We start from the raw sequence: 21,195 nt of genomic DNA on the forward strand, positions 1-21,195 counted from the left end.
CGGGAAATACAATCCCAAGGATAGGCATCCGAAAGAGACGTCCCGCCCTTTTTCTTCCCCAACCTCTTCAGCGTATCTGTCTTGGCTGCTCCGTGTTCGAAGCGACCTCGTCCAGGCTTTGCAGCGCTTGCTCCAACTGATGCTGAACCTGCGCGAGCTCCTGATGATGGTGTCCATGATCCTGCGCATCGATCTGGCTTTGCGCTTGCTCCAAAAGATGCTGAGCCGCTTTCATCTCTCCAATGGCGAAGGACAGCTTATGCGGATCGGATTGCAGTTGGGCGTGGCGCACAGCCATCTCTGCGTCTTTGGCATTCTGCATGGCTTTCTCCGCATTGTCGATGACGTGGCGGATCGGCATTTGATGTTGGTTGACCTGTGTCATGTTCGGAATCTTCCTCTCGGGTAAACTGGATGTGCACATGATTCACCCTTTAAGATGCGCATAAACGGCCCGCTTCATTCCACTTGTTGGAGTTCCGTATCTGCTTGTCCGCTAACCCGTTCATAGAGGACAAATTCATAATCATACGGGTTTTTCTCATCCCGTATGCCTTTTTCCCGCGACACGACCCGCCACTGCGTACGGTCAATCTCGGGAAAAAACGTGTCCGCTTCAAAGCGATGGGCAATTTCGGTAATATACATCCGGTCCGCATGCGGCAGCAGCAGGCCGAACAGCTCCGCGCCTCCGATGACAAAAAGCTCTTCGGACGCCTTGTCCCCTCCGCGGCCATAAGGTTTAACGGCTTCCTTCGCCGAATGCACGATTTCACAGCTCTCAGCCTTAAATTCAGGGTCCCTCGTCAGAATCACGTTACGGCGTCCCGGTAAAGGCTTGCCGATCGAATCATACGTTTTGCGGCCCATCAGTATCGTATGCCCCAAGGTCGTTTTCTTGAAGAACGCCAGATCCGCCGGCAGCCTCCATGGCAGTTTATTGTCTATGCCGATTCCGCGGGCTTCATCCATCGCAAATATTAACGATATCGTCATTCGAACCTTCCTCCTGATACCACACCACAAATCCCGACAAATCGGGGCTGATCACGCGATTAGACCGCTATGGGCGCTTTAATCCCGGGATGCGGGTGATAGTCGATAAACTCAAAGTCTTCAAATCGGTAATCAAAAATGGACTCCGGCTTGCGCAGAATGTTCAGCTTCGGCAGCGGACGCGGCTCCCTGGTTAATTGGAGCTTTACTTGTTCCAGGTGATTCAGGTAAATATGAACGTCGCCGCCTGTCCACACCAAATCGCCGACTTCCAGATCGCATTGCTGAGCCACCATGTGGGTTAACAGAGCATAAGACGCCAGATTAAACGGCAGTCCCAGGAAGGTATCCACGGATCTCATCTGAAACATGCACGACAGTTTGCCATCGGCAACATAAAATTGAAATGCATAATGACACGGCGGCAAAGCCATCTGATCGATTTCTGCAACATTCCATGCACTCACCAGATGTCTTCTGGAATCCGGATTATGCCGAATCTGTTCAATCACTTTGGTAATTTGATCAATCGTCTGCCCTCCCGGCGCCGGCCATGTACGCCACTGCGCACCGTAGACACGACCAAGATTGCCCTCCTCATCGGCCCATTCATCCCAGATCGTGACGCCATTCTCACGCAGATAATTGACATTCGTACTGCCGCTTAAGAACCACAGGAGTTCATGAACGATGGATTTAATATGCAGTTTTTTGGTTGTCAGCAGCGGAAATCCTTCAGCTAAATTGATTCTCATTTGTCTTCCAAAAACGGAAATGGTGCCTGTGCCGGTTCGATCATCCTTACGGACACCTTGTTCCAGTATATCACTTAGCAGGTCCAAATACGCTCTCATTGCTTCACCTCTTAAGATACTTTCTTCGCCGGCCGCGAGGAATGAATACATCTCATTATATAACGAGTTGAGGTTTTTAACTATATTTTCATTACCATACATGAATCCTGAAATTTCCTCATGATATGCGGAAGCATGATAGACAACCCGCCGGCCAAGATGATCTATGTGTTCTTCGAGGAAAGAAATGTACGCATTGTAATATGTTGTTAGGAACCATGGAATCCGCTCGAACGAAATATAAGTCCCCCTTTTGATCACGACTTAAGAAATTGCAGTATATGTTGACAAACGTCTGCCGAACCATATTCGTCGCTTTTATCAGTACAGGTATCCCCTTCCTTGGAACAATTCGTCCTGCATAAACAATCGCCAATGAATTACCGATACGATATTGTTTTCTAACTCTAAAGCTTAGCGGAAGTGTTCCATCGGGGATACTATTTTTGGAGCTGTTTTGCCGCCTTCGTCCAAACCCGGCGGCGGCAGCACAAATCCCAAGAAGGACGGATACATTCTTTTCTGCGCGCTGTGATATAATCATGGGGAATAAACGATCAAGGCCAGGTGATCCGATTGGAGTGGCAGCAGCTTGAATATTTTCAAACCGTAGCCCGAATGGAGCATATGACGCGTGCAGCCCAATTCCTGTCCGTCTCGCAATCCGCACTCAGCCGCTCCATCTCCCGGATGGAGGAAGAACTGGGCGTTCCGCTGTTTGACCGGGTGGGCCGTTCCATCAAGCTGAACTGCTACGGAGAGCTGTTTTTAAGGCGGGTTCACCGCATCATGAAAGAATACGAGGAAGGAAAGCATGAAATTCGGAACATGCTGGATGAAGAAGCCGGGGAAGTCATGCTGGGATTTCTCCATACGCTCGGATCCCATCTCATTCCCGACCTCATCGTTACGTTTCGCGCCAGCTACCCGAATATTCGCTTTCAGCTGAATCAAAGCAATACCGCTTCCTTGCTACAGCAGCTCATTCAAGGCTCGATCGACCTTTGTCTGCTTTCTTCTCCGGATGAAGCCAATCCTTCGGTGGAATGGAAAAAATTATGGAGCGAGGAGCTGTTTATTTTCGTCCCCGCCCATCACCCGCTGGCAAACCGCGGAGCCGTTTCATTGGAAGAAATTGCCGACGAGCCAATGGTTTCCTTTAAGAAAGGCTACGGACTCCGGAACGTCATTGACCGTCTGTGCATGGAAGCCGGCTTCGCCCCCAAAATCGCTTTTGAGGGAGAAGAGGTTCCCACCGTGGCGGGCCTGGTTGCCGCCGGACTGGGTGTAGCCCTTATTCCTGATGTGAAAGGATTGACCGACCGGAAACTGGTCAAGTTAAGCGTAAGCTCGCCCGAATGCTACCGGATCATCGGCGCAGCCTGGATGAAGGAGCGGTATCTGTCTCCCCCGGCCCAACGGTTTCTGCAATTTGTCATGCATTACTTTGAGAATGCAGATTAGATTTCTCGGGCAAAACAGCGGTTAATACAAAGGAAACCAGCATGGCGCAGCCAATCATAACGGTAATCATGCCGACAATCCCCGCCCATTCAAACCGGCTCCAGAACAAACCGCCGATGGATCCGCCCAGACTCGACCCTACATAATAAAACAGCAGGTACAAAGAAGAGGCCTGCGCTTTTCCTATGGAAGCCCTGCTTCCGACCCAGGAGCTGGCTGTGGAGTGCGCGCCAAAAAATCCGAAGGTGAACACGGCCACGCCGATGATCAGCACAGCCAAATGCGCCGAGAGTGTCAGCAGGATTCCCGTCAGCATCAATAGGACATTAATCCACAAAACAATGCGCAGCCCAATGCGGTCGCTGGCCCTTCCCATCCACGAAGAACTGAATGTCCCCACCAGGTATAGAAGGAAGATCCATCCGACCAGCGTTTGCGACAGACGAAAAGGCGGTTCGAGCAGCCGGAACCCCAAGTAATTGTACAGCGTGACAAAGCTCCCCATCAAAATCGCGCCTAACACAAAAAGAAGGATTAGTGCGGGGTCGCGGAACTGTACGGCAAAAAGACGGAGGTTGGCTTTGGGTTCTGTCCGCTGCGGTTTAAAGTGCCGGGAAGGCGGCAGGTTGCGCCAAAAATACAGACTCGCCAACAGACTGATGACCGCCAACACACCTATGCCCATTCTCCATGTATATACATCGGTTACCATGCTGACTGCGACCCGCCCGAACAGTCCGCCTATCGTATTCCCGCTGATATATAATCCCATAGCGAACCCGAGGCTTTTGGCCTCCATTTCCTCGGCCAGATAAGTCATCGCCACGGCAGGAAGACCGGCAAGGGCAATCCCCTGAATCGCGCGGACGATAAGCAGGCTTGTAAAATTGGGCACGAAAGCCGTGCACAAGCAGCAAAACGAAGACACAAAGAGTGAAGCCGCCATAAGTGATTTTCTCCCGATACGATCGGACAAAAAGCCTGCCAACGGCAGCGAGACGGCAAGCAGCACCGTACTGACGGATAAAGACAAGCTGACAGCCGCCGGCGATAAACCGAATTCCCTGGAGTAAACCGGAAACAACGGTTGAACACAGTACAACACCGCATAAGTGGCCACCCCCGCAGCGAATAAAGCCAGACTGCCCTGCTGATACTCCTTGCTTCCGCGCTTCAGGTATTCCCGGCTCCTCGTGTCCAATATCCCCGCACGATGTTCTAAACCAACATCGGCTTGCATCTTTGATGTCATCCCCACTTGAGTTCATATCCTTCCAGATTCATTTTTTCTATTTAGAATACACTCGAATAATTGATGTGTAAAATTGATCTTTTGCAATGTTTTAATGCATATATGTAATTAAAAAGCCACATTTCGCATTCAAAACGAAGCAGCCAGTCACCGATTCCATTTCGACGACTGGCTGCTTAAATTGACATTTATTTTGTTATTGGGGGTCAGTGCCTCTGACCTTATTCGCTGTCATGCCCTTTTTTTGATCCTGACGGGTGAAATACCACTGCACCGCGGGAATCACCACAAAAAAGATAAAGAACAAGCGAAACAGCTGATATGCGCTGACGACTGACAAATCGGCTCGCGCGACAGCCGCGGTGACTCCCATTTCCGCGATTCCCCCGGGAGATGTGCTTAGAAAGGCTGTCGTCAGATCGATGGGAGTGACCCACCACAGCAGCAAAGCGCAGCCCAAACAGCATAAAACGACGATCACATTACTGGCCGCCGTATATATGCCCAGCCGGCGCATGTCTTTTAGAAAGTCCGGCTTCATCTGCAGCCCAAGGTGGATGCCGATGCTGAGCTGGGTAAGCAGCACCGCCGTATCCGGCACCCGGGGAGGCGTGGCGCCGCACAGCACAACAATGGAGGTGGCGAGCAAGGGCCCGGTCAATGAGCTTCCCGGGAGCCTGATCCTCTTGCCGACAAAGAAACCTGCGGCCGCCACCACGGCAAATAATAAAAACGAAAAAAGAGAAGCCGATCCCTCACCGGGAAAACTGTAATGGTTTCCGGATCCGCCTGAGCCGGTCAACGTATGCAGCGCAATAAACGGCACAATAAACGTTACGGTAAGAACACGGATCGTCTGCATCAGCACAACAGTGGTCAGGTCGATTTGCTTGGATTCGCCGCTGAGGGCGATAATATGGTTCAATCCGCCGGGCATGCAGCCAAATACCGCGTTCATCGGGCTTAAATTCAACTTGCGGTAGAGTAAATAGCCTGTCACAAAAGCAACCGATAAGATGAATACCGTTGAAGCGGCCATATAAGGGAGTTGGGCCGCCATTTGGCGCAAATTTACACTGTAAAATGAAGATCCCAGCATAAAACCGAGTATGGCGAGCGCAATGTGGCGAAAGGATGAAGGCCAGGCCAAAGTCCGGCGAATTCCAAGCCGCGAAACCATCACAGACGTAAGTGCACCGAGCATCCAAGGCAGAGGCATATGCAGCAAAGAAAACAATACCGCGCCAATGGCGCCAATCAGTCCGGTTTCCAAGACAGATATAAGGCCCTTTTGCATCTTTCTCATCGCAGTACCCTTTCGCCTTAGCAGTTTAGTCTATTAGTAGTTGATCAGGTAATCTTTTTGGCAGAAATCAATAATTCCGTGATCGGCCGAAGATCCTCAATGTCCTCCAAATGGTTAACCGCAGCGACGATGCCGTCAATTTGCGATGGCGGCAGAACGCCGTCCGCGCAGCCTCTGAATTTGCCGACCCGCTCAACATCACTGAGCGGAGACAGCGGATCTCCTTTGGCAATATCGACGCGATGCTTGTAGATTTCGCCCGCTGCGGTTTCCACCTCTACCTCGCAAGGCCACAATTTTGGAAACAGCGCGTCCATTTCTTCAGACCGTTCAACGGTCACCTTGCGGTGCAGCTCCAGTATTTCCGTGTCGCGAAACACTTGTTCGGAAAAATCAGCGGATACAATCGGCCGTTTCGACCGTAAAGCGACTGCAACAACATAAGCGAAGCTGAAAGCAGCCAGCCGCGGATTGAGCGGTTCGGAAAAACCGCATTGTTTGACGGCAACGTCATACGTGCGTATCACAACGCGCTTGATTTGCTCAACAGGGACATTCTGTTTCTGTTGAATATGAAGCGCGGCTTCAATCGCTCCATGTGTCGTGCGGCAGCATGGGTACGGCTTGTAGGCAACGTTCAGGATTTCATAAGCATCGGGAGATTCCAAACCGTGCAGAAGTTCTTGCTGCCAATCTGACGTTTTGTAAGGAGCAAAAGCTTTGAAAAATCCGCCGTCCTCCGCCTCCAGAATGTAGCGCGAGCCGGTAAAGCCGGTTTGCGCCAATACAGCGGAAATGAGCCCTCCCTGCGCGGCTTTTCCGGCATGGAGCGGTTTGCTCATCGACCCGTCCGATGTGAATGCCCATATTCCGGCAGCTTGGGTTCCCGCCGAACCGAGGGCGCTCATGATCCGTTCCGCATCCAGACCCAGAATCGAGGCTGCCGCCGCTGCGGCGCCAAAGATGCCGCATGTGGCTGTCGCATGCCATCCCTTAAGCCTGTGCTCGCCCGCCCCGAGCGCTTTCCCCAGCCGAAGGGTAACCTCATACCCGGCCGCAATGGAAGCGATAAGCTGTTTTCCGCTGATTTTTCCGTGAAGCCATGCGGCCCCAAGAGCAGCAGGAATAATCACTGCTCCGGGGTGGGTTTTGGACTGCTTGTGCGAATCGTCAAATTCCGTGGCATGAGCCATCAGGGCGTGCAGCAGCACACTGTTCTGCAGGGAAGTCCGCTCATCTGTTCCGAAAATCCTGGAGCTGCCTTCGCCAAGCAGGTTCATGGCCGTAAAAGCCTTTTGGAATTCTTCGCCCTTGCTTCCCTCCAGAATACAGCCGAGCGTATCCAGAAAACATTCTTTTACCTTCTTGACCACATCGTCGGGAAGCTCTTCATAACGGGTATTCCCGACGAACGCAGCCAGTCGTCCAGTGGGATGGTTCATGTAAAAATCCCTCCGGTCACAGGCCTAGTTCCCCGCCAGTTTTTTGCCGATCTCGGCAAATTCTTTTTCCACGAACGGATGACTTTCGCTGCTGGGCCGAAAATCGTTGGTCAATCCGTTGGCATCGAGGTAATTCACCCACTCTTTATCTTGCGATAAGGCCTTGAACAATTCATCATATTTGGCAATGATCTCTTTCGGCGTGCCCTTTTTCACATAGAAGCCGCGCCAATGAGACGATTCCAGTTCGGGAAATCCTAATTCGGTGAACGTAGGCGTGTCCGGAATTTCATCCATCTTTTCAGCGCTAGAAACAGCGATAATCTTCAATTGGCCGGCTTTTACATATTCGAGTACTTGGCCGACATTCGTAAGGGCTGCCTGGATATGTCCGCCGAGAAGCTGTGTCACCGCTTCAGAACCTCCGGCATAAGGTATCCATTCAAAGGAGTAGCCTGCGGCTTTCGCCAGATCCGAGGCAAAAATCTGGTGGGCTGAGTTGGCGCCGAATCCGCCAATGGCGAATTTTTCGCTGTTTTTAGCGGATTGGACGAAATTTTCAAACGTATCGAGACCGGTACCCGGACGGACGACCAAGGCGTAAGGATCCCCTTGGTTTATGGAAATGAAGTGGAAGTCATTCAGGTTAAAATCGTTTTTCAAGTCGGTGTTCAAACTGATCATTTGGCTCCGCGTGTTGACGCCGATCGTATATCCGTCAGCCGGTTTGGAAAGGATGGTCTGCATGGCGGAAGCTCCGTCGCCGCCCGTGATATTCTCGACGACAACCGATTTTCCCAGTTGATTTCCCAGGAATTTGGCGGCCTGACGCCCCATCACATCCACGCCGGAACCGGCTTTGGACCAGACGATAATCGAAATCGGCTTTTCCGGCCATTTATCCGCTTTTTCACCGGCGCCTGCGGCTCCCCCCTGAGTTGTATTACTGCTTCCCGCATCACTTGTGTTATTACCGCCGCCGGCGCAAGCCGCCGTAAACAGCGCAATGATTACAAAAATGAATGACCATTTTAACCACTTTGTCTTCATAGTATAGAAACTCCTTCCGTCGAAAAGTGAGTATTTTGGGGTTTTTCCATCGTCCGTATGCTGTGATTACCGAGCAGTCCAAAAACCTCCGATACAGCGGACAGCCCGATGAGCGGAGGGATAAATGGAATGCCGTTGAAAAGGGCTGCATGCTGTAGGTCATCCGCTGCATCCCAGGCAGTCAAATACTAAACGGCCGGATCGGGGCGCTCAAGGCCGAAGTGATCCCGCAGGGTGACGCCGGTATACTCCTTACGGAAGATACCTCTTCTTTGCAGTTCCGGCACGACCAATTCAACAAACTCGTTTAAACCGCCCGGCAAATAGGGGCACATGATGTTAAACCCGTCGCACGCTTCTTTTTCCAACCATTCTTCAAAGTTGTCGGCGATTTGTGCAGGCGTTCCGACGAGCACACGGTGTGAGCGGCTTGCTCCGAAGCGTTTACCCAGCTGCGCCAGCGTCAGCCCTTCTTCTTTTGCCAGCTGCGCAACAATTTTCTGGCGGCTTTGGTTACCCCGCATCGTATCCAGTTCCGGAAGCGGCTTGTCCAAATCAAATTGCGACAAGTCCTGATTCATACTGTCGGAAAGCAGGGAAAGCCCGGCAAGCGGATGAACCAATTCTCTCAGCAGCTCTTCTTTTCTTTTCGCTTCCGCCTCGGTTTCACCTATGATCGGCATAACGCCCGGCATGATTTTAACCGATCCCGGCTCCCGGTTGAATTTGGCCAGCCTCCCGTTAATGTCTTTATAAAATTCGCGCGCTCCTTCCAGCGCAGGCTGCGCCGTAAAGATAACTTCGGCCCAGCGGGCGGCAAAATCCCTGCCGCGTTCGGAAGAACCGGCCTGCACCAAAACCGGACGGCCTTGCGGAGCGCGAGGCACATTCAACGGACCTTTTACCTGGAAAAATTCCCCTTTATGATTCACATAACGCACTTTCTCCGGATTACCATAGACGCCCTCTTCCCTGTTGATCACCAAGGCGCCGTCTTCCCAGCTGTCCCACAGCTTGGTCACGACTTCGATAAATTCCTAGGCGCGTTCGTACCGGGTGGCATGGTCAAAATGAGCATCTCTTCCGAAATTCCTCGCTTCACCGTCATTGGTGGAGGTCACAACATTCCATGCCGCTCTTCCTTTGCTTAAATGATCAATCGTGGCATAAGCTCTGGCGACGGCAAACGGCTCGTTATAGCTGGTCGATGCCGTGGCGACGAGGCCGATGCGGCTGGTAACCGCAGAAAGCGCAGTGATCAGCGCAACAGGATCGAGCCGGAAAGAGGCAAAATAACGGATCGAATTATTGAAATTATTGCCGAAACGGTCAGGAATGGCCAATCTGTCCGCAAAAAAAATAAGATCAAATTTTCCTTTCTCGGCGATCCCGGCCACTTTTTTGTAATACTCCAAATCCAGCAGACTGCTAATTTCGTTGTCAGGGTACCGCCATCCTCCGGCATGATGGCCTACCGCATACAAAAACGCTCCCAAATGCAACGTTTTGTCACTTTTCTTCATCAATTTTCCACCTCTTTAGTTGTTGCCATATCTTTCGTTGTTTTGGGAAGAAAAAATGGATCAATGAGCTTCCCGTTGTCGAGTCAGCATTCTGAAAATATATATTAAACTCATTAATCCAATGTGTCAAGTTGGATTAATAGGAATAGTAGGAACATGCTTCGTGTCCAACCCAAAGCCCTTTTTCCAAGAGTGAAGTATGAAATACCCATTAAAAAAATGCAAAAAGGGCTTCTTTTTAATTTTTTGGCTATGTTTAATTTTAATGTTGATTTTTCGACCAAAGGAAAACCGCCCCACTAAAAGGGCGGTAAATGACTGTATGAAATCGAGTGAAAATACGCCTCTATTTATCACTGACGAATTCTTTTCCGTTCCACACGAAGCTTTGTTTCACGTCTTTTCCGATGCTGTTGTCATAATACGAGCATGAGAAACCCAATTTGGTTTTCGTTAACTTTGTGGAGTAACGCCCAGTACCGCTCACGAATATGTCGGGATACCCTTTGATCGGCAAATCTTTTATTCGTCCAGTCTGATCAAGGGTAAACAGTTTAAATACATCTCCGTTACTCGAAGCATATTGACCAATCGTAAAATCGATATTCCCATCCCCATTGTAATCATCAAATTCGATGTTAAAGAATGAGTTAAACACAATATCGCCATTGCTAAAGCCGTTTAAATCGAAGGCACTTGTCACTTCGCCGCTTTCATTTGAAAGTTGAATTTGAAATTCACCCACCCAATTCCGACCCATAAACGGACTTGGAGTCCAATCTTCAAAATACTTTCCGCTTATAAGTACCACACTCAAGTATTCATGCTTATTTGTATACTGAAAAAGGTCGTTCCTGGATAATGTGAGTGGTCCCGTTATCTGAATTGTGTTAGATGTGGGTGTAGGCGAGGACAATTCAACTGTTGATTTATCTGTTGTGGTTGATCCTGTGGATTCGGTGATTATAGGAGTCGGGGGCTTCATACTGGTTGTTGACGCCTCTGAGCACGCACTCAATAGGAACATGGATACCATTGCAATAAATAACTTCTTCATATTACAGTACGCTCCCTTAAACGAGTAATCTCTGAAATTTCTCAATAATTCAAGTACATATGAGTTAGACGTAAAAAAAAGAAATTTGTTCTTCTATCCTACAAGTTCAACAAGAAAAAGCTGTACGTCGAAGTTTGGTGTTGGTTTCCATCACAGTAAACAGGCAAGAATTGACCAACATTTGTTTTTTGTTTGACGCTGTATTTTCATATTCCTTACTGTCAAGGTAACGAAACCAAGCCAAATAATTCTGCAAATACTTTGTTGCAACGCCATTAAAGCGATCCATCCATCTTTTTAGACGGCTGTGGTAGCTGTTAACGTTTTGGATATGGTACACGCCTTTAACACGTTGTTTTCCATCCGACTTGAAACGGTAATGATCCAACCCTTTTGAATTCGCATAAGAGCTAAATGCCCTCCACGAGTCGGTACAAAGTACGTTTGAATCAGATAAGTAATCACCAATTGCCTCATCCAACTTGGTTGTCCGAATCCGCCCTCGCCCAAGAACCCCAGAATAAGTCATTTTCTGACGATCACGGGCAACCAGTACACAAATTTGGTCGTTACTGATGCCACGATATTTGGCTTTGCCACCACGTTTACGTGGCTTGCGTTCGGCGATGTTCCGTTTACCTTTTTCAGAGAACAAGAAATAAGTCTCGTCCATTTCGACGATACCCTGGAAAGCCTCGGTTGGAATTTGCTTCAAAGCGGAAAGGATTTTATGTCGCCAGTAGAACAAGGTAACATGCGTAACCTCTTCGTGCAGTATTTCAGCACACTTACGAAGGGAAAAGCCTTCAATCATGCATTCAATGAATCGAACCCAAAGATGAGGTCTGCGTGTGCGTTGGAGAGGTGTGTTCGTAAGGTCGTTAAAAGTTTGACGACAGGACTTACAACGGTAACGTTGACGTTTAACCTCTCCAGTGTGTTTTCACAACGTACTTCCCGAACCGCACTACAGAGTGATTTTTACAATGCGGACAAACAAGCCCATCTTTATGCTTCTGCTCTTGAATTTCGTCTATCGCCCGTATAGGAGTCGCTATCCTTTTGGTTCGGGACTGCAAAAAGTAGATAAGCTCTCGCTTTCCGCTATCGTCCAAGGCATCGGCAAGCCTTTTTAGTTCTTTCAAATCCATTTGGTAAATCATCTCCGAGACAATGATATTACCTTAATTATAGAACAAATGTTCGCAATTATCAAATATCAACAACATGATTTAACATAGCCAATTTTTTAAAAAAACACTTGAGAATTTGAAGATCCCAAGTGTTTTTCTCACATCAAAGGAGTAATTAACGGTCTATAAAGATTTAATCATGCCTCCGTCTTCCGCTTTTATCCGATCCAGCTCGGCTGTTCGATCCGTCATAATGCGTCCGGGAGCCACCGTATTGACTAAGATCCCATCCCCGGCAAGCTCTGTGGCCAAGCTTTTGGCAAGAGCATGGACCCCTGCACGAATCGTATGGACAGAATCATATTTGGAAGTACCAAAACCGATTTTTCCTTTTAATCCGAGATCCATAAGATCAACGTCCTCTCCTCTTCGTTTTAACCGATGATAAAACCTGCATCCTCTTGGCGCAATCCGGCTGCATGTCACCTCCCCGATTCCGAAAATGTGCCCGACAGCTGAGCTTCTTTATAATATTTCTCCGCGCCGGGGTGAACCGGAATCGGGAGGTTTTGCCTCGCCTTCCCAATATCAATGGAATGGGCCGCCTGATGAGCCCTTTGTAAATAAGTCAAGCTTTCAAACAACTCTCTGGTCAGCTTATACACGAGCTCTTCATCCAGCTCTTTTCTTACGAGCATCACATTCAGCGTGGCCGCCGTAGGAATGGAGACGTCGTTCCGGTATGTGCCCGCAGGAATTTCCGTCATCTGAAAAAACGGGTACGTTTCCTTCAGTTTCCTTACTTCCTCCATCGGGATAGGAACGATCGTGACCGGTTTCGATTTGGCCAGCTCGGTGACCGACGGATTAGGCAGCCCGGAAGTAAAGAAGGCGGCATCAATGGTTTGATTTTTTAATTGCTCCACCGCTTCGGTATAGGACAAATATTCGGGCTGAATATCCTGATACGTAATGCCGAGGGCCTCAAGCAGCATGCGCGCATTCACCTCCACCCCGCTCTCGGGAGCGCCCACGCCGACCCGTTTGCCTTTTAAATCGGAGACGGTATGAATGGGACTGCCATGCAGCGTAATGATTTGCACACAATTCAAATACAGCCCTGCCATGGCCTGTAAATCTTTCATTTCTTTGATTCCCCCGGTTCCGCTGTAAGCGAAAGTAACCGCGTCCGACATGGCAAAAGCCATATCCGCCTTTCCCGCTTCCATCAGTCCCATGTTCTCCACCGAGCCGCCCGTCGTTATGACAGACGCATTGATCCCGAGCTTCTCTTCATACCTTTTGGCTAAAGCGCTCCCAATCGTAAAGTAAGGGCCGGAAGCATTGCCTGTCGCAATGGTCACGATGGTTTCGTCAGAATGGCTCCGATCCGGTTGATTGCCCGAAGACTGAATCGTATGATAGACAAATAGAGAAAGCCCCGTAACCATAAGCGCAAGAACCCATAAAAATCTTTGCCGCATAATGAATTCCCCGCTTTCTCCGGCTAATCCTTGGAGGGCAAAAACTTGGATAATTTATCCCTGAGCCCTCTTTCGCTGATATCCAAAGATTCAGCCGTTTTTTTGCGATGCCCGTTGCAAATTTGCAGCTTATGCAAAATAAACTCCCGTTCGGCCTGCTCTAACGTCAGTCTTGAGGGAATGAAGATCCCATCCCCTCCCTGTTGGCCGCCGTCTTTTCTCTCATAAGCCTTCTCCTGCAAATAAACAGGAAGATCGTGAATTTTAAGCAAGCTGTCATTGGCCAAGGCGACTGCATATTCAATGATATTGGACAGCTCCCTCACATTTCCCGGAAAAGAATGGCGGTACAGCACATCCATGGCCGAGGAATGAAAGCGGACATCGGTTTTGCCCATTTTCACACCGTAGATTTGAAGAAAATGATGGATCAGCAGCGGCAAATCTTCCATTCTTTCGCGCAGCGGCGGCACATGGACAGGGATGACATTCAAACGGTAATACAAGTCCTCGCGGAAGGCGCCTTTGCTGACCTCCTCGGCCAAGTTCCGATTGGTCGCCGCAATGATTCGGACATCAACGGGCTTGCGCCGGTGGGAACCGATCGGGACGACTTCCCGCTCCTGAATGACTCTGAGCAATTTGGCCTGCAGGTGAAGGGGCAGCTCTCCGATTTCATCGAGAAAAATCGTACCGCCATGCGTTTGCTCGAACACCCCCTCCTTTCGTTGAAACGCCCCTGTGAAGGCTCCCTTCTCATGCCCGAACAGTTCGCTTTCGAGCAGGGTTTCCGGTATAGCCGCGCAGTTCAAAGCGGAGAAAGGATATTTATGCCGCGCTCCTTCTGAATGGCATACTTTGGCCACCATCTCTTTGCCCGTCCCGCTTTCTCCTGTGATCAGCAGGTTCGAGTCAATGTTTTTCACTTTAGCGATGAGTTGAAACAAGCTTCTCATTGCGGAGCTTTTGCCGATAATGCCGCAATAGCTGTATTCCGGCCGCAATACCTCGCGAAGGCGCCTAACTTCTTGTTTCAAATCGTTGATGTGCAGCGATTTTTCAATTAAAATGCGGACCTCATCCAAATTAATCGGCTTGGTCAAATAATGGTAAGCGCCCAGCTTCATCGCTTTCACCGACGTTTCGATCGTTCCGAACGCCGTCATGACAATAATGGAAGTTTTCGGGGAAATTTCGAGCAGCTTAGGAATCAGCGACAAGCCGTCAACCCCTTCGATCCGCATATCGAGCAGCACGACATCGATATTTTCTTTTCCTATCATAACCAGGCCTTCATCGGGTGAAGTCGTCGTAAACACTTGATACTGGTCTTCCAACGCAAACATCAGGGAGGTACAAATGGCTGGTTCATCATCAATGATCAAGACGGAATTCATTAAAATTCACCCCCGGGAAATTTTAATGTAAAGGTCGTCCCCTTGCCGGGAACGGATTGAACATCGATATCACCGCCATGCTCGGACAGGATATTGTAGCAAATATATAAACCCAGACCTACTCCGTTCCTTTTGGTTGTATGAAAGGGCTGGAACAGCCTGGACATTTCATCGTCCGGGATCCCCGCTCCCGTATCGATAATCCGAATGCTCGTACAGCCATCCTCCGTTTCGGCTTCGAACGTAATCGCTTTCACATTGCTCTCCGATATGGCGTCGATGGCATTCGTAATCAGATTAATGAACACTTGCTTCATCTGCTGCTTATCAAAATAAAGCGATATGCCCGGAACCACCGCGTTGATCCATTGAATCGGCTGAGAGGCGTATTGAATTTCAAACGGCTTCATAACGGAAGACAGAAACTCATGCAAATCCACCCGCTCTTTCACGGGAACCTTACTTCGCGTATAATCCAGCAGATCCTCCACCACATGGTTCAACCGGCGGAGTTCGGCCGGTACATGCTTCATAAACTCCTGCCTGTAGCGAAGATCATCGATTTTATAAGGAAGCAGCTCGATAAACACCTTCATGGACGTCAATGGATTTCGCAGCTCGTGAGCGATTCCGGCAATAAGTTGACCTAAAGACCGGAGCTTTTCCTGAAGGACCAGTTTATTTTGCAGGTTTTTTTCCTGCGTTCGATCCTGCATGCTGATGATCCATCCAAGCTTTCCGTCCAAATCGTTGCGGAGCACGGCCGCGTAATAATGGACCAGCTTCTCGTCCGAACCCTCCTGAATCAACACGAATTCCCCCTCGTGGCCCTTTTCGTCCAGAGGCAGATCGAGAATCCGCTCGATTTCCCTGAATAAAGAAGAACCGGAAATGCAGGTATTCACAGGATCGGTCTTCAAATTCCATATTTCCATCGCACGCTTGTTGGCCAGCCGGATGATTTTATCCTTATTGATGGAGAAAATGCCGTTATCGATGGTATCGAGAATTTGCTGTTGAAAGGTCAAATAGTTTCTGAGCCTTTTGGTATGTCGTCCGATTTCCCTTTTTAACCTTTTGTTCATCATATAAATAAACAACATGAACATGGATACCGCAATCGAAACCGATCCCAGGAGCCAGGCGATTTGTCTCCAAAGGGTATCCTGCGGGAATAAGGGCGGAAACCAATGATTATACATCCGGCGGTATTCCCCGTTTTGCTGCACCAGCTTGATTCCTTCATTTAACCGGCGGACCAGCTCGTAATTTCCTTTGCGTACGGCGAAAGCGTATTCATAAGAATGAATCGAATTGACTCTCACATCATAATCCGAATAGAGGTCATGCTTGGTAAAATAATGCCGAATCACTTCATAATTTCCGACAAACGCATCGGCCCTTTGATGTTTTAAAATTTCCAGCGCTTTCGTTTGACTGGAGGCGATATTCATTCTGACGTTGCGGATGTCCTCCAATATGTCATAGGCGCTGCTCCCGCGCTGGACGGCAACTGTTTTCCCTTTGAGTCCCGACAAATTGTAGATTTCCTTATTTTCTTTGGGCACGACCAACGCGTCGGATAACGAAAGGTAGGATTCTGAAAAATCGACTAACTCGTTATGAGCGGCGCTGTATTTCATGCCCAATACCAGATCGATGTTTCCCTGATCGAGCGGTTCGGGATTGCTCGTTTCGATGGCGACATATCTCAGTCCCAGGCCCGCATGCCTAGCAATTGTCCCTAGTAGCTCAACACTAAATCCGGAAGGCCTTCCATTCTCGTCCAGGTAGGAGAACGGCGGATGATCACGCTCGAATCCGACCCTCAATACATGTTGCTGGAAAGGCAGATCCGTTTGCGCCGCCCATCCTGAAATCACAGGAAACCATACCAGAATCAGTGTACAAAGTATAATCTTTCTCATTTTCGGGCACCTTTTCCAAGAATACAACTCTTATATAAAAAGATAGCATTTTAAAAAGGCGCGGAAAAGAGCCATCTTTTCCCTTCAAATCAGAGGCTTCACTCCATTATAGGCAGAAACTGCCGCTTCTCGATAGGAAATACGGCAAAAAATGCCGCCCCCCCTGTGGGTAAACGGTGAATTCAGCAGAAAAATCATTGGCATGAAATTTGCTCATTTACCTTACTGAAAGAAGAAAAAAATTTTTTATAAAGCTTTGTAAGGAGGGTCGGTCAAGATTTGCGAAAGCGCTTTTACAAGTGTCAAATCCAGAAAGTCATGTACCCAAATTGAAAAACCGGGAGGAACGTGTTATGAAAAAATGGCTTGGCATTGGACTCATTTTTGTTTTGACAGCGCTTGCGGGATGTGGTGTTCCTACTCCGAATTCCTCAAAAGATGCAAACCAGGCAAATCCGCCATCAGCGGCTCCTGCACCAGCTTCCAATAAAGAAATTACGGTTGCGGCCAACGGAGGAAAAATTGAAAAAGCGATCCGCGACGTCATTGCACCGAAATTCAGAGAAGAGACCGGTATTAAAGTCAATTTCCTCTCCGCCTTGTCGGGCGAGATTCTGTCCAAAGTGGAGCTGCAAAAAAATGCGCCGCAATTGGATGTGGCGGTGTATGTCCCCCTTGACGTGCAGCGTGCCGTAGAGAAAGATTTGGTCGAGACGCTTGACGAAGCGACCGTTCCCAACATGAAGCTGCTCGATTCCCGGTTCGTCGCGGTAGACAACAAGGGCGTCCCGGCTTTCGGCCTGGTGATTGCGCCCGCATACAATACGAAGACGTTCGAGCAAAACGGCATTGCTCCGATCACCTCCTGGAACGATTTAATACGCGCCGAATACAAGGGAAAAACCGCTTATTCCGATATCGCCAACGATTGGAGCTTCACCACACTGTATAATCTGGCCTTCGCCAACGGCGGCAGCCTGGATAATATGGAGCCGGGACTGGAAAAGGCGAAAGAACTGGCTCGCTATTCGGATACATTCTATAAAAACTCGACGCAGATGATGCCTGCCATGCAGCAGGGGGCTGCCGATGTCACCGTGATGGGCAGCTATGCCATTGCTGATCTAGCCGAATCCGGCGTGCCGTTAAAAATGGTCATTCCTAAAGAGGGGGCGCCTCTTCAGGCATTTAACGCGACGGTTGTCAAAAACGCGCCGCACAAGGCGGAAGCCATTCAATTTTTGAATTATCTGATATCCGAAGAATCGCAAAAGCTTATTTCCGAAAGCGGCTTTTACCCGGTATTGCAAGGAATGGAGATTCCTGAAAAATTCCAGGCATCGATCGGCATCAAAGGCACGGACAAAGTGTATCGTCCGGATGTCAAAAAGCTTTCCGAAATCCGCGCTGCCTGGATGGACAGATGGACGAAGGAAGTCACTCCCGAGCTCGGGAAAAGCGTAAAAAAATAAGCAATAACGGAGGTAAACTATGCAGCAAGTGATGAACGACGTTGAAATTCGCGGTGCCTATAAAAAATTCGGCACCAATGTGGTATTGGGCGGCGTCGATCTCGATGTCAAGCAGGGTGAATTGCTCACCCTGCTTGGCCCCTCGGGCTGCGGCAAAACAACAACGCTCAATTTGATCGCCGGCTTCATCGATGCCGATCAGGGCGAACTGTATATTAAAGGAAAGCGGATGAACGGCGTTCCGCCTTATAAGCGTGACCTGGGCATGGTGTTCCAGGGGTACTCCCTGTTTCCGCATATGACGGTTTACGAAAATTTGGAGTTTGGTCTGAAGCTGCATAAAGTAGACAAAACGGAAAGCGGCAGCCGCATTAAGAACGCACTGGAGATTGTGAAAATGACGGGGCTCGAGCAGCGTTATCCGAGGGAGCTTTCCGGAGGCCAGCGGCAGCGCGTAGCGATCGCGCGGGCGCTGGTTGTCCAGCCTAAGCTGCTGCTGCTTGACGAGCCGTTAAGCAATCTGGACGCGAAATTACGCCAGGAGCTGCGGATGGAAATCAAGCGTCTGCAGAAGGAGGTAGGCGTAACAACGATTTTCGTCACGCACGATCAGGAAGAAGCCTTGTCGATGTCGGACCGGATCGTCATCATGGATCGGGGAAAAGTCGAACAGGTGGGAACGCCCACTGAAATTTACGCGAACCCCAGAAGCGAATTCGTGTTCAATTTTATTGGTAAATCCAATAGTATGCACGGTTCTATTGTCCATATCGATGCGAATAACATTACGGTACAGCGGGAAAATGGAGAACAAATGCTTGTGGAAGCCGGGAATGTGATGGGAGCAGACCGTTTATGCTCCATCGGGGATCAAGTCAAGCTCTATATCCGGCCGGAGAAAGTAGCCATCGGTCCGGTCTCCGATGCCGATTACGATCTGCATACCGTGCGTATCACGCAAATGAATTATTTGGGGTCTTCCTGGGAAATATTCACATCATTTCAAGGAGATTCTTTACAGGTGCAATGCAGCGATATTGATCCCGCCTGGACGATTGGAAGCGAGGTGAAGATCGGATGGAAACCATCGGACGTCATGCTAATCAAGCAGTAGACGCCGGCGCTCAGCCTTCTTCCCCGCCCGATCTGCCGAAAAGACGCAGAAGACATGCAAGACTGGTGTCCGGATGGCTGATGCTGGCTCCGCTCTTGCTCTTCATCATTGGATTTTTCGTCGTACCTATGCTTTATATCTTTTATTTAAGTTTTATTGAGGTGGACGAAGCGTCAGGTCATGCAGCGTACGGCATTCAAAATTATATTAAATTTTTCACCGACCCGTATTATATGAATTCGCTTTGGCTTACGATCAAAGTCAGCGTATACACGGTGATCGTCTCGCTTGTTCTCGGTTATCCGGTAGCCTTAACGATGTCCAAATGCTCGCCGGGCGTAAGAGGATTGCTGGCTTTGCTCGTAGCCTCGCCGCTGCTAGTCAGTATTGTGGTGAGAAATTTCGGCTGGTTTTTGCTGCTTATGCCTAACGGAACGATAAACCAAATCCTGACCTCCCTGCGTATCGTTGATTCCCCTCTGAAGCTGTTGTTTTCAGAGATTGGGGTCGTCATCGGGATGTCCAACGCCTATTTGCCGTTCATGATTCTGGCCATTGCGACCAGCTTGTACAATATCGATCCGTCGCTGGAAAAAGCGAGCTCCATTCTGGGCGCCAATCCATTTCGCACCTTTCTGTCGGTCACGCTGCCGCTCAGCCTCCCGGGCATCGTTTCCGGAGTAGCGCTTGTATTCAGCATGTCGATGAGCTCTTATGTGACGCCGGCCCTCATGGGGGGGCCCAACGTGCCGATGATGCCTGTGGTGGTCTATGATCAGATTCTACATTTGCTGCGCTGGACTTACGGATCAGCCATCTCCTACGTGCTGCTTGGCATCACGCTGATCATGGTGACCGTGTTTACGCGGATGTTTGAAAAAGGACGATTCAGGGAGGCGTTCCGTTGATGAAAATAACCGGAAAAGTCCGTATGCTGATTACTGTGCTGGTCATCGTCTATATCCTTCTCCCGCTTCTGGTCATCATTCCGGCCTCCTTCACCCGCGCAAGCTTCCCAAGCTTTCCGCCGCAAGGATTTTCATTCCAGTGGTACGTGATGCTGCTCGACCGGCCCGAATTTATTGAGGCGTTCCTGAACAGCACCAAGTTCGCGCTCTTGGCCTCGCTGATCTCGGTCATGCTCGGTACGCTGGCCGCTCTCGCATTGGCGAAGTATGATATGCCCGGCAAAACGTATCTGGTATCGCTGCTGACGGCTCCTCTGACGGTCCCGCAGCTTGTTTTAGGCGTCGCGTTGTTAATTTATTTTACCCCGATGCTTCTCGCGGGTACGTCAACCGGCTTTTTGATCGCACACATCATTATTTGCGTGCCTTATGTCGTCCGCTTCGTCATCACCGGGCTGAGCGGATTCGACTATACACTGGAAAGAGCGGCCATGATCCTGGGCGCCAAGCCCATCACCGTATTCTGGAAGGTCACCCTGCCTTTGATTCGGCCGGCCATTTTATCGGGAGCGCTATTTTCTTTTCTCACTTCTTTTGATAATGTTACAGTATCCCTGTTTATGGTATCGCCGGGTATGCGAACACTTCCGCTGGAAGTCTTCTCCCAGATGCAGGATGCTTACAGCCCGCTTATCGCATCCGTGTCCGGTATTGTTATTTTTATCTCGGCAGCGCTGATCCTCGTCCTGGAGAAAATCCATGGGGTAGGGAGAATGATCGGAAAATCCCATTCATGAGGCGGAGGGGACTCATTC

The 21,195-nt window shown here is 49.5% G+C and carries 17 protein-coding genes and 2 pseudogenes; 5 read left to right on the forward strand and 14 right to left on the reverse strand.

The genetic code is table 11. From position 1 onward, the window contains the following. Nucleotides 1-67: 67 nt before the first annotated feature. From BLT35_RS14945 to thyA, 3 genes are all read right to left on the reverse strand, one after another. Nucleotides 68-385, reverse strand: coding sequence for a hypothetical protein (locus tag BLT35_RS14945; RefSeq protein ID WP_054818494.1), 318 nt, complete (start codon nucleotides 383-385; stop codon nucleotides 68-70). Between the two features lie 74 nt (nucleotides 386-459). Continuing rightward, nucleotides 460-996, reverse strand: coding sequence for a dihydrofolate reductase (locus BLT35_RS14950; protein ID WP_062409707.1), 537 nt, complete (start codon nucleotides 994-996; stop codon nucleotides 460-462). A gap of 59 nt (nucleotides 997-1,055) precedes the next feature. Then, on the reverse strand, nucleotides 1,056-1,850 hold the full coding sequence (gene thyA / locus BLT35_RS14955) for a thymidylate synthase (protein ID WP_062409708.1): 795 nt from the start codon (nucleotides 1,848-1,850) through the stop codon (nucleotides 1,056-1,058). Between the two features lie 576 nt (nucleotides 1,851-2,426). On the opposite strand from thyA, the gene BLT35_RS14960 reads away from it, so the two are divergent. Next, nucleotides 2,427-3,314 carry a LysR family transcriptional regulator gene (locus BLT35_RS14960; protein WP_074728726.1) on the forward strand — a complete coding sequence of 296 codons (888 nt, stop codon included), beginning with the start codon at nucleotides 2,427-2,429 and terminating at the stop codon, nucleotides 3,312-3,314. Here BLT35_RS14960 and BLT35_RS14965 read toward each other — a convergent pair. The 11 genes and pseudogenes from BLT35_RS14965 to BLT35_RS15015 form a co-directional block, all read right to left on the reverse strand. Beyond that, entirely contained in the window at nucleotides 3,286-4,554 is a 1,269-nt protein-coding gene (locus BLT35_RS14965; RefSeq protein WP_062409710.1) for an MFS transporter, read from the reverse strand. The genes BLT35_RS14960 and BLT35_RS14965 overlap by 29 nt on opposite strands. A gap of 208 nt (nucleotides 4,555-4,762) precedes the next feature. Next, nucleotides 4,763-5,872, reverse strand: a complete 1,110-nt coding sequence (locus tag BLT35_RS14970; RefSeq protein WP_074728728.1) for an AbrB family transcriptional regulator — start codon at nucleotides 5,870-5,872, stop codon at nucleotides 4,763-4,765. Between the two features lie 44 nt (nucleotides 5,873-5,916). After that, nucleotides 5,917-7,314, reverse strand: coding sequence for an MmgE/PrpD family protein (locus BLT35_RS14975; protein ID WP_074728730.1), 1,398 nt, complete (start codon nucleotides 7,312-7,314; stop codon nucleotides 5,917-5,919). A 24-nt stretch (nucleotides 7,315-7,338) separates the two neighbouring features. Then, on the reverse strand, nucleotides 7,339-8,364 hold the full coding sequence (locus tag BLT35_RS14980; RefSeq protein ID WP_062409713.1) for a tripartite tricarboxylate transporter substrate binding protein: 1,026 nt from the start codon (nucleotides 8,362-8,364) through the stop codon (nucleotides 7,339-7,341). A gap of 188 nt (nucleotides 8,365-8,552) precedes the next feature. Then, nucleotides 8,553-9,887 (reverse strand): annotated as a pseudogene (locus tag BLT35_RS14985) (LLM class flavin-dependent oxidoreductase). A 346-nt stretch (nucleotides 9,888-10,233) separates the two neighbouring features. After that, nucleotides 10,234-10,704 carry a hypothetical protein gene (locus BLT35_RS14990; RefSeq protein ID WP_175471997.1) on the reverse strand — a complete coding sequence of 157 codons (471 nt, stop codon included), beginning with the start codon at nucleotides 10,702-10,704 and terminating at the stop codon, nucleotides 10,234-10,236. Between the two features lie 346 nt (nucleotides 10,705-11,050). Beyond that, nucleotides 11,051-12,095, reverse strand: a pseudogene (locus BLT35_RS14995) (IS1595 family transposase). Nucleotides 12,096-12,260: 165 nt separating this feature from the next. Beyond that, nucleotides 12,261-12,485, reverse strand: a complete 225-nt coding sequence (locus tag BLT35_RS15000) for an SDR family oxidoreductase (protein ID WP_054818483.1) — start codon at nucleotides 12,483-12,485, stop codon at nucleotides 12,261-12,263. A gap of 74 nt (nucleotides 12,486-12,559) precedes the next feature. Further along, a complete protein-coding gene (locus BLT35_RS15005; protein ID WP_062409717.1) occupies nucleotides 12,560-13,561 on the reverse strand; it encodes a TAXI family TRAP transporter solute-binding subunit in 1,002 nt (333 codons plus the stop codon). A gap of 23 nt (nucleotides 13,562-13,584) precedes the next feature. Further along, a complete protein-coding gene (locus BLT35_RS15010) occupies nucleotides 13,585-14,958 on the reverse strand; it encodes a sigma-54-dependent transcriptional regulator (RefSeq protein ID WP_062409718.1) in 1,374 nt (457 codons plus the stop codon). Next, on the reverse strand, nucleotides 14,958-16,886 hold the full coding sequence (locus BLT35_RS15015; RefSeq protein WP_074728732.1) for a transporter substrate-binding domain-containing protein: 1,929 nt from the start codon (nucleotides 16,884-16,886) through the stop codon (nucleotides 14,958-14,960). The genes BLT35_RS15010 and BLT35_RS15015 overlap by 1 nt, the downstream gene beginning before the upstream one ends. Nucleotides 16,887-17,239: 353 nt before the next feature. Here BLT35_RS15015 and BLT35_RS15020 point away from each other — a divergent pair, with 353 nt between their 5' ends. The 4 genes from BLT35_RS15020 (at nucleotide 17,240) to BLT35_RS15035 (ending at nucleotide 21,177) form a co-directional block, all read left to right on the forward strand. Beyond that, nucleotides 17,240-18,358 (forward strand): ABC transporter substrate-binding protein, encoded by a 1,119-nt coding sequence (locus BLT35_RS15020; RefSeq protein WP_062409720.1) that lies wholly within the window; start codon nucleotides 17,240-17,242, stop codon nucleotides 18,356-18,358. 19 nt (nucleotides 18,359-18,377) lie between these two features. After that, entirely contained in the window at nucleotides 18,378-19,472 is a 1,095-nt protein-coding gene (locus BLT35_RS15025; protein ID WP_054818479.1) for an ABC transporter ATP-binding protein, read from the forward strand. Nucleotides 19,473-19,552: 80 nt separating this feature from the next. After that, nucleotides 19,553-20,380, forward strand: a complete 828-nt coding sequence (locus BLT35_RS15030; protein WP_235594361.1) for an ABC transporter permease — start codon at nucleotides 19,553-19,555, stop codon at nucleotides 20,378-20,380. Then, nucleotides 20,380-21,177, forward strand: a complete 798-nt coding sequence (locus tag BLT35_RS15035; RefSeq protein WP_062409721.1) for an ABC transporter permease — start codon at nucleotides 20,380-20,382, stop codon at nucleotides 21,175-21,177. Before BLT35_RS15030 ends, BLT35_RS15035 begins: the two co-directional genes overlap by 1 nt. The last annotated feature ends 18 nt before the right edge of the window (nucleotides 21,178-21,195 follow it).

This window comes from Paenibacillus naphthalenovorans (assembly GCF_900099895.1).
Taxonomy (GTDB): Bacteria; Bacillota; Bacilli; order Paenibacillales; family NBRC-103111; genus Paenibacillus_G; species Paenibacillus_G naphthalenovorans.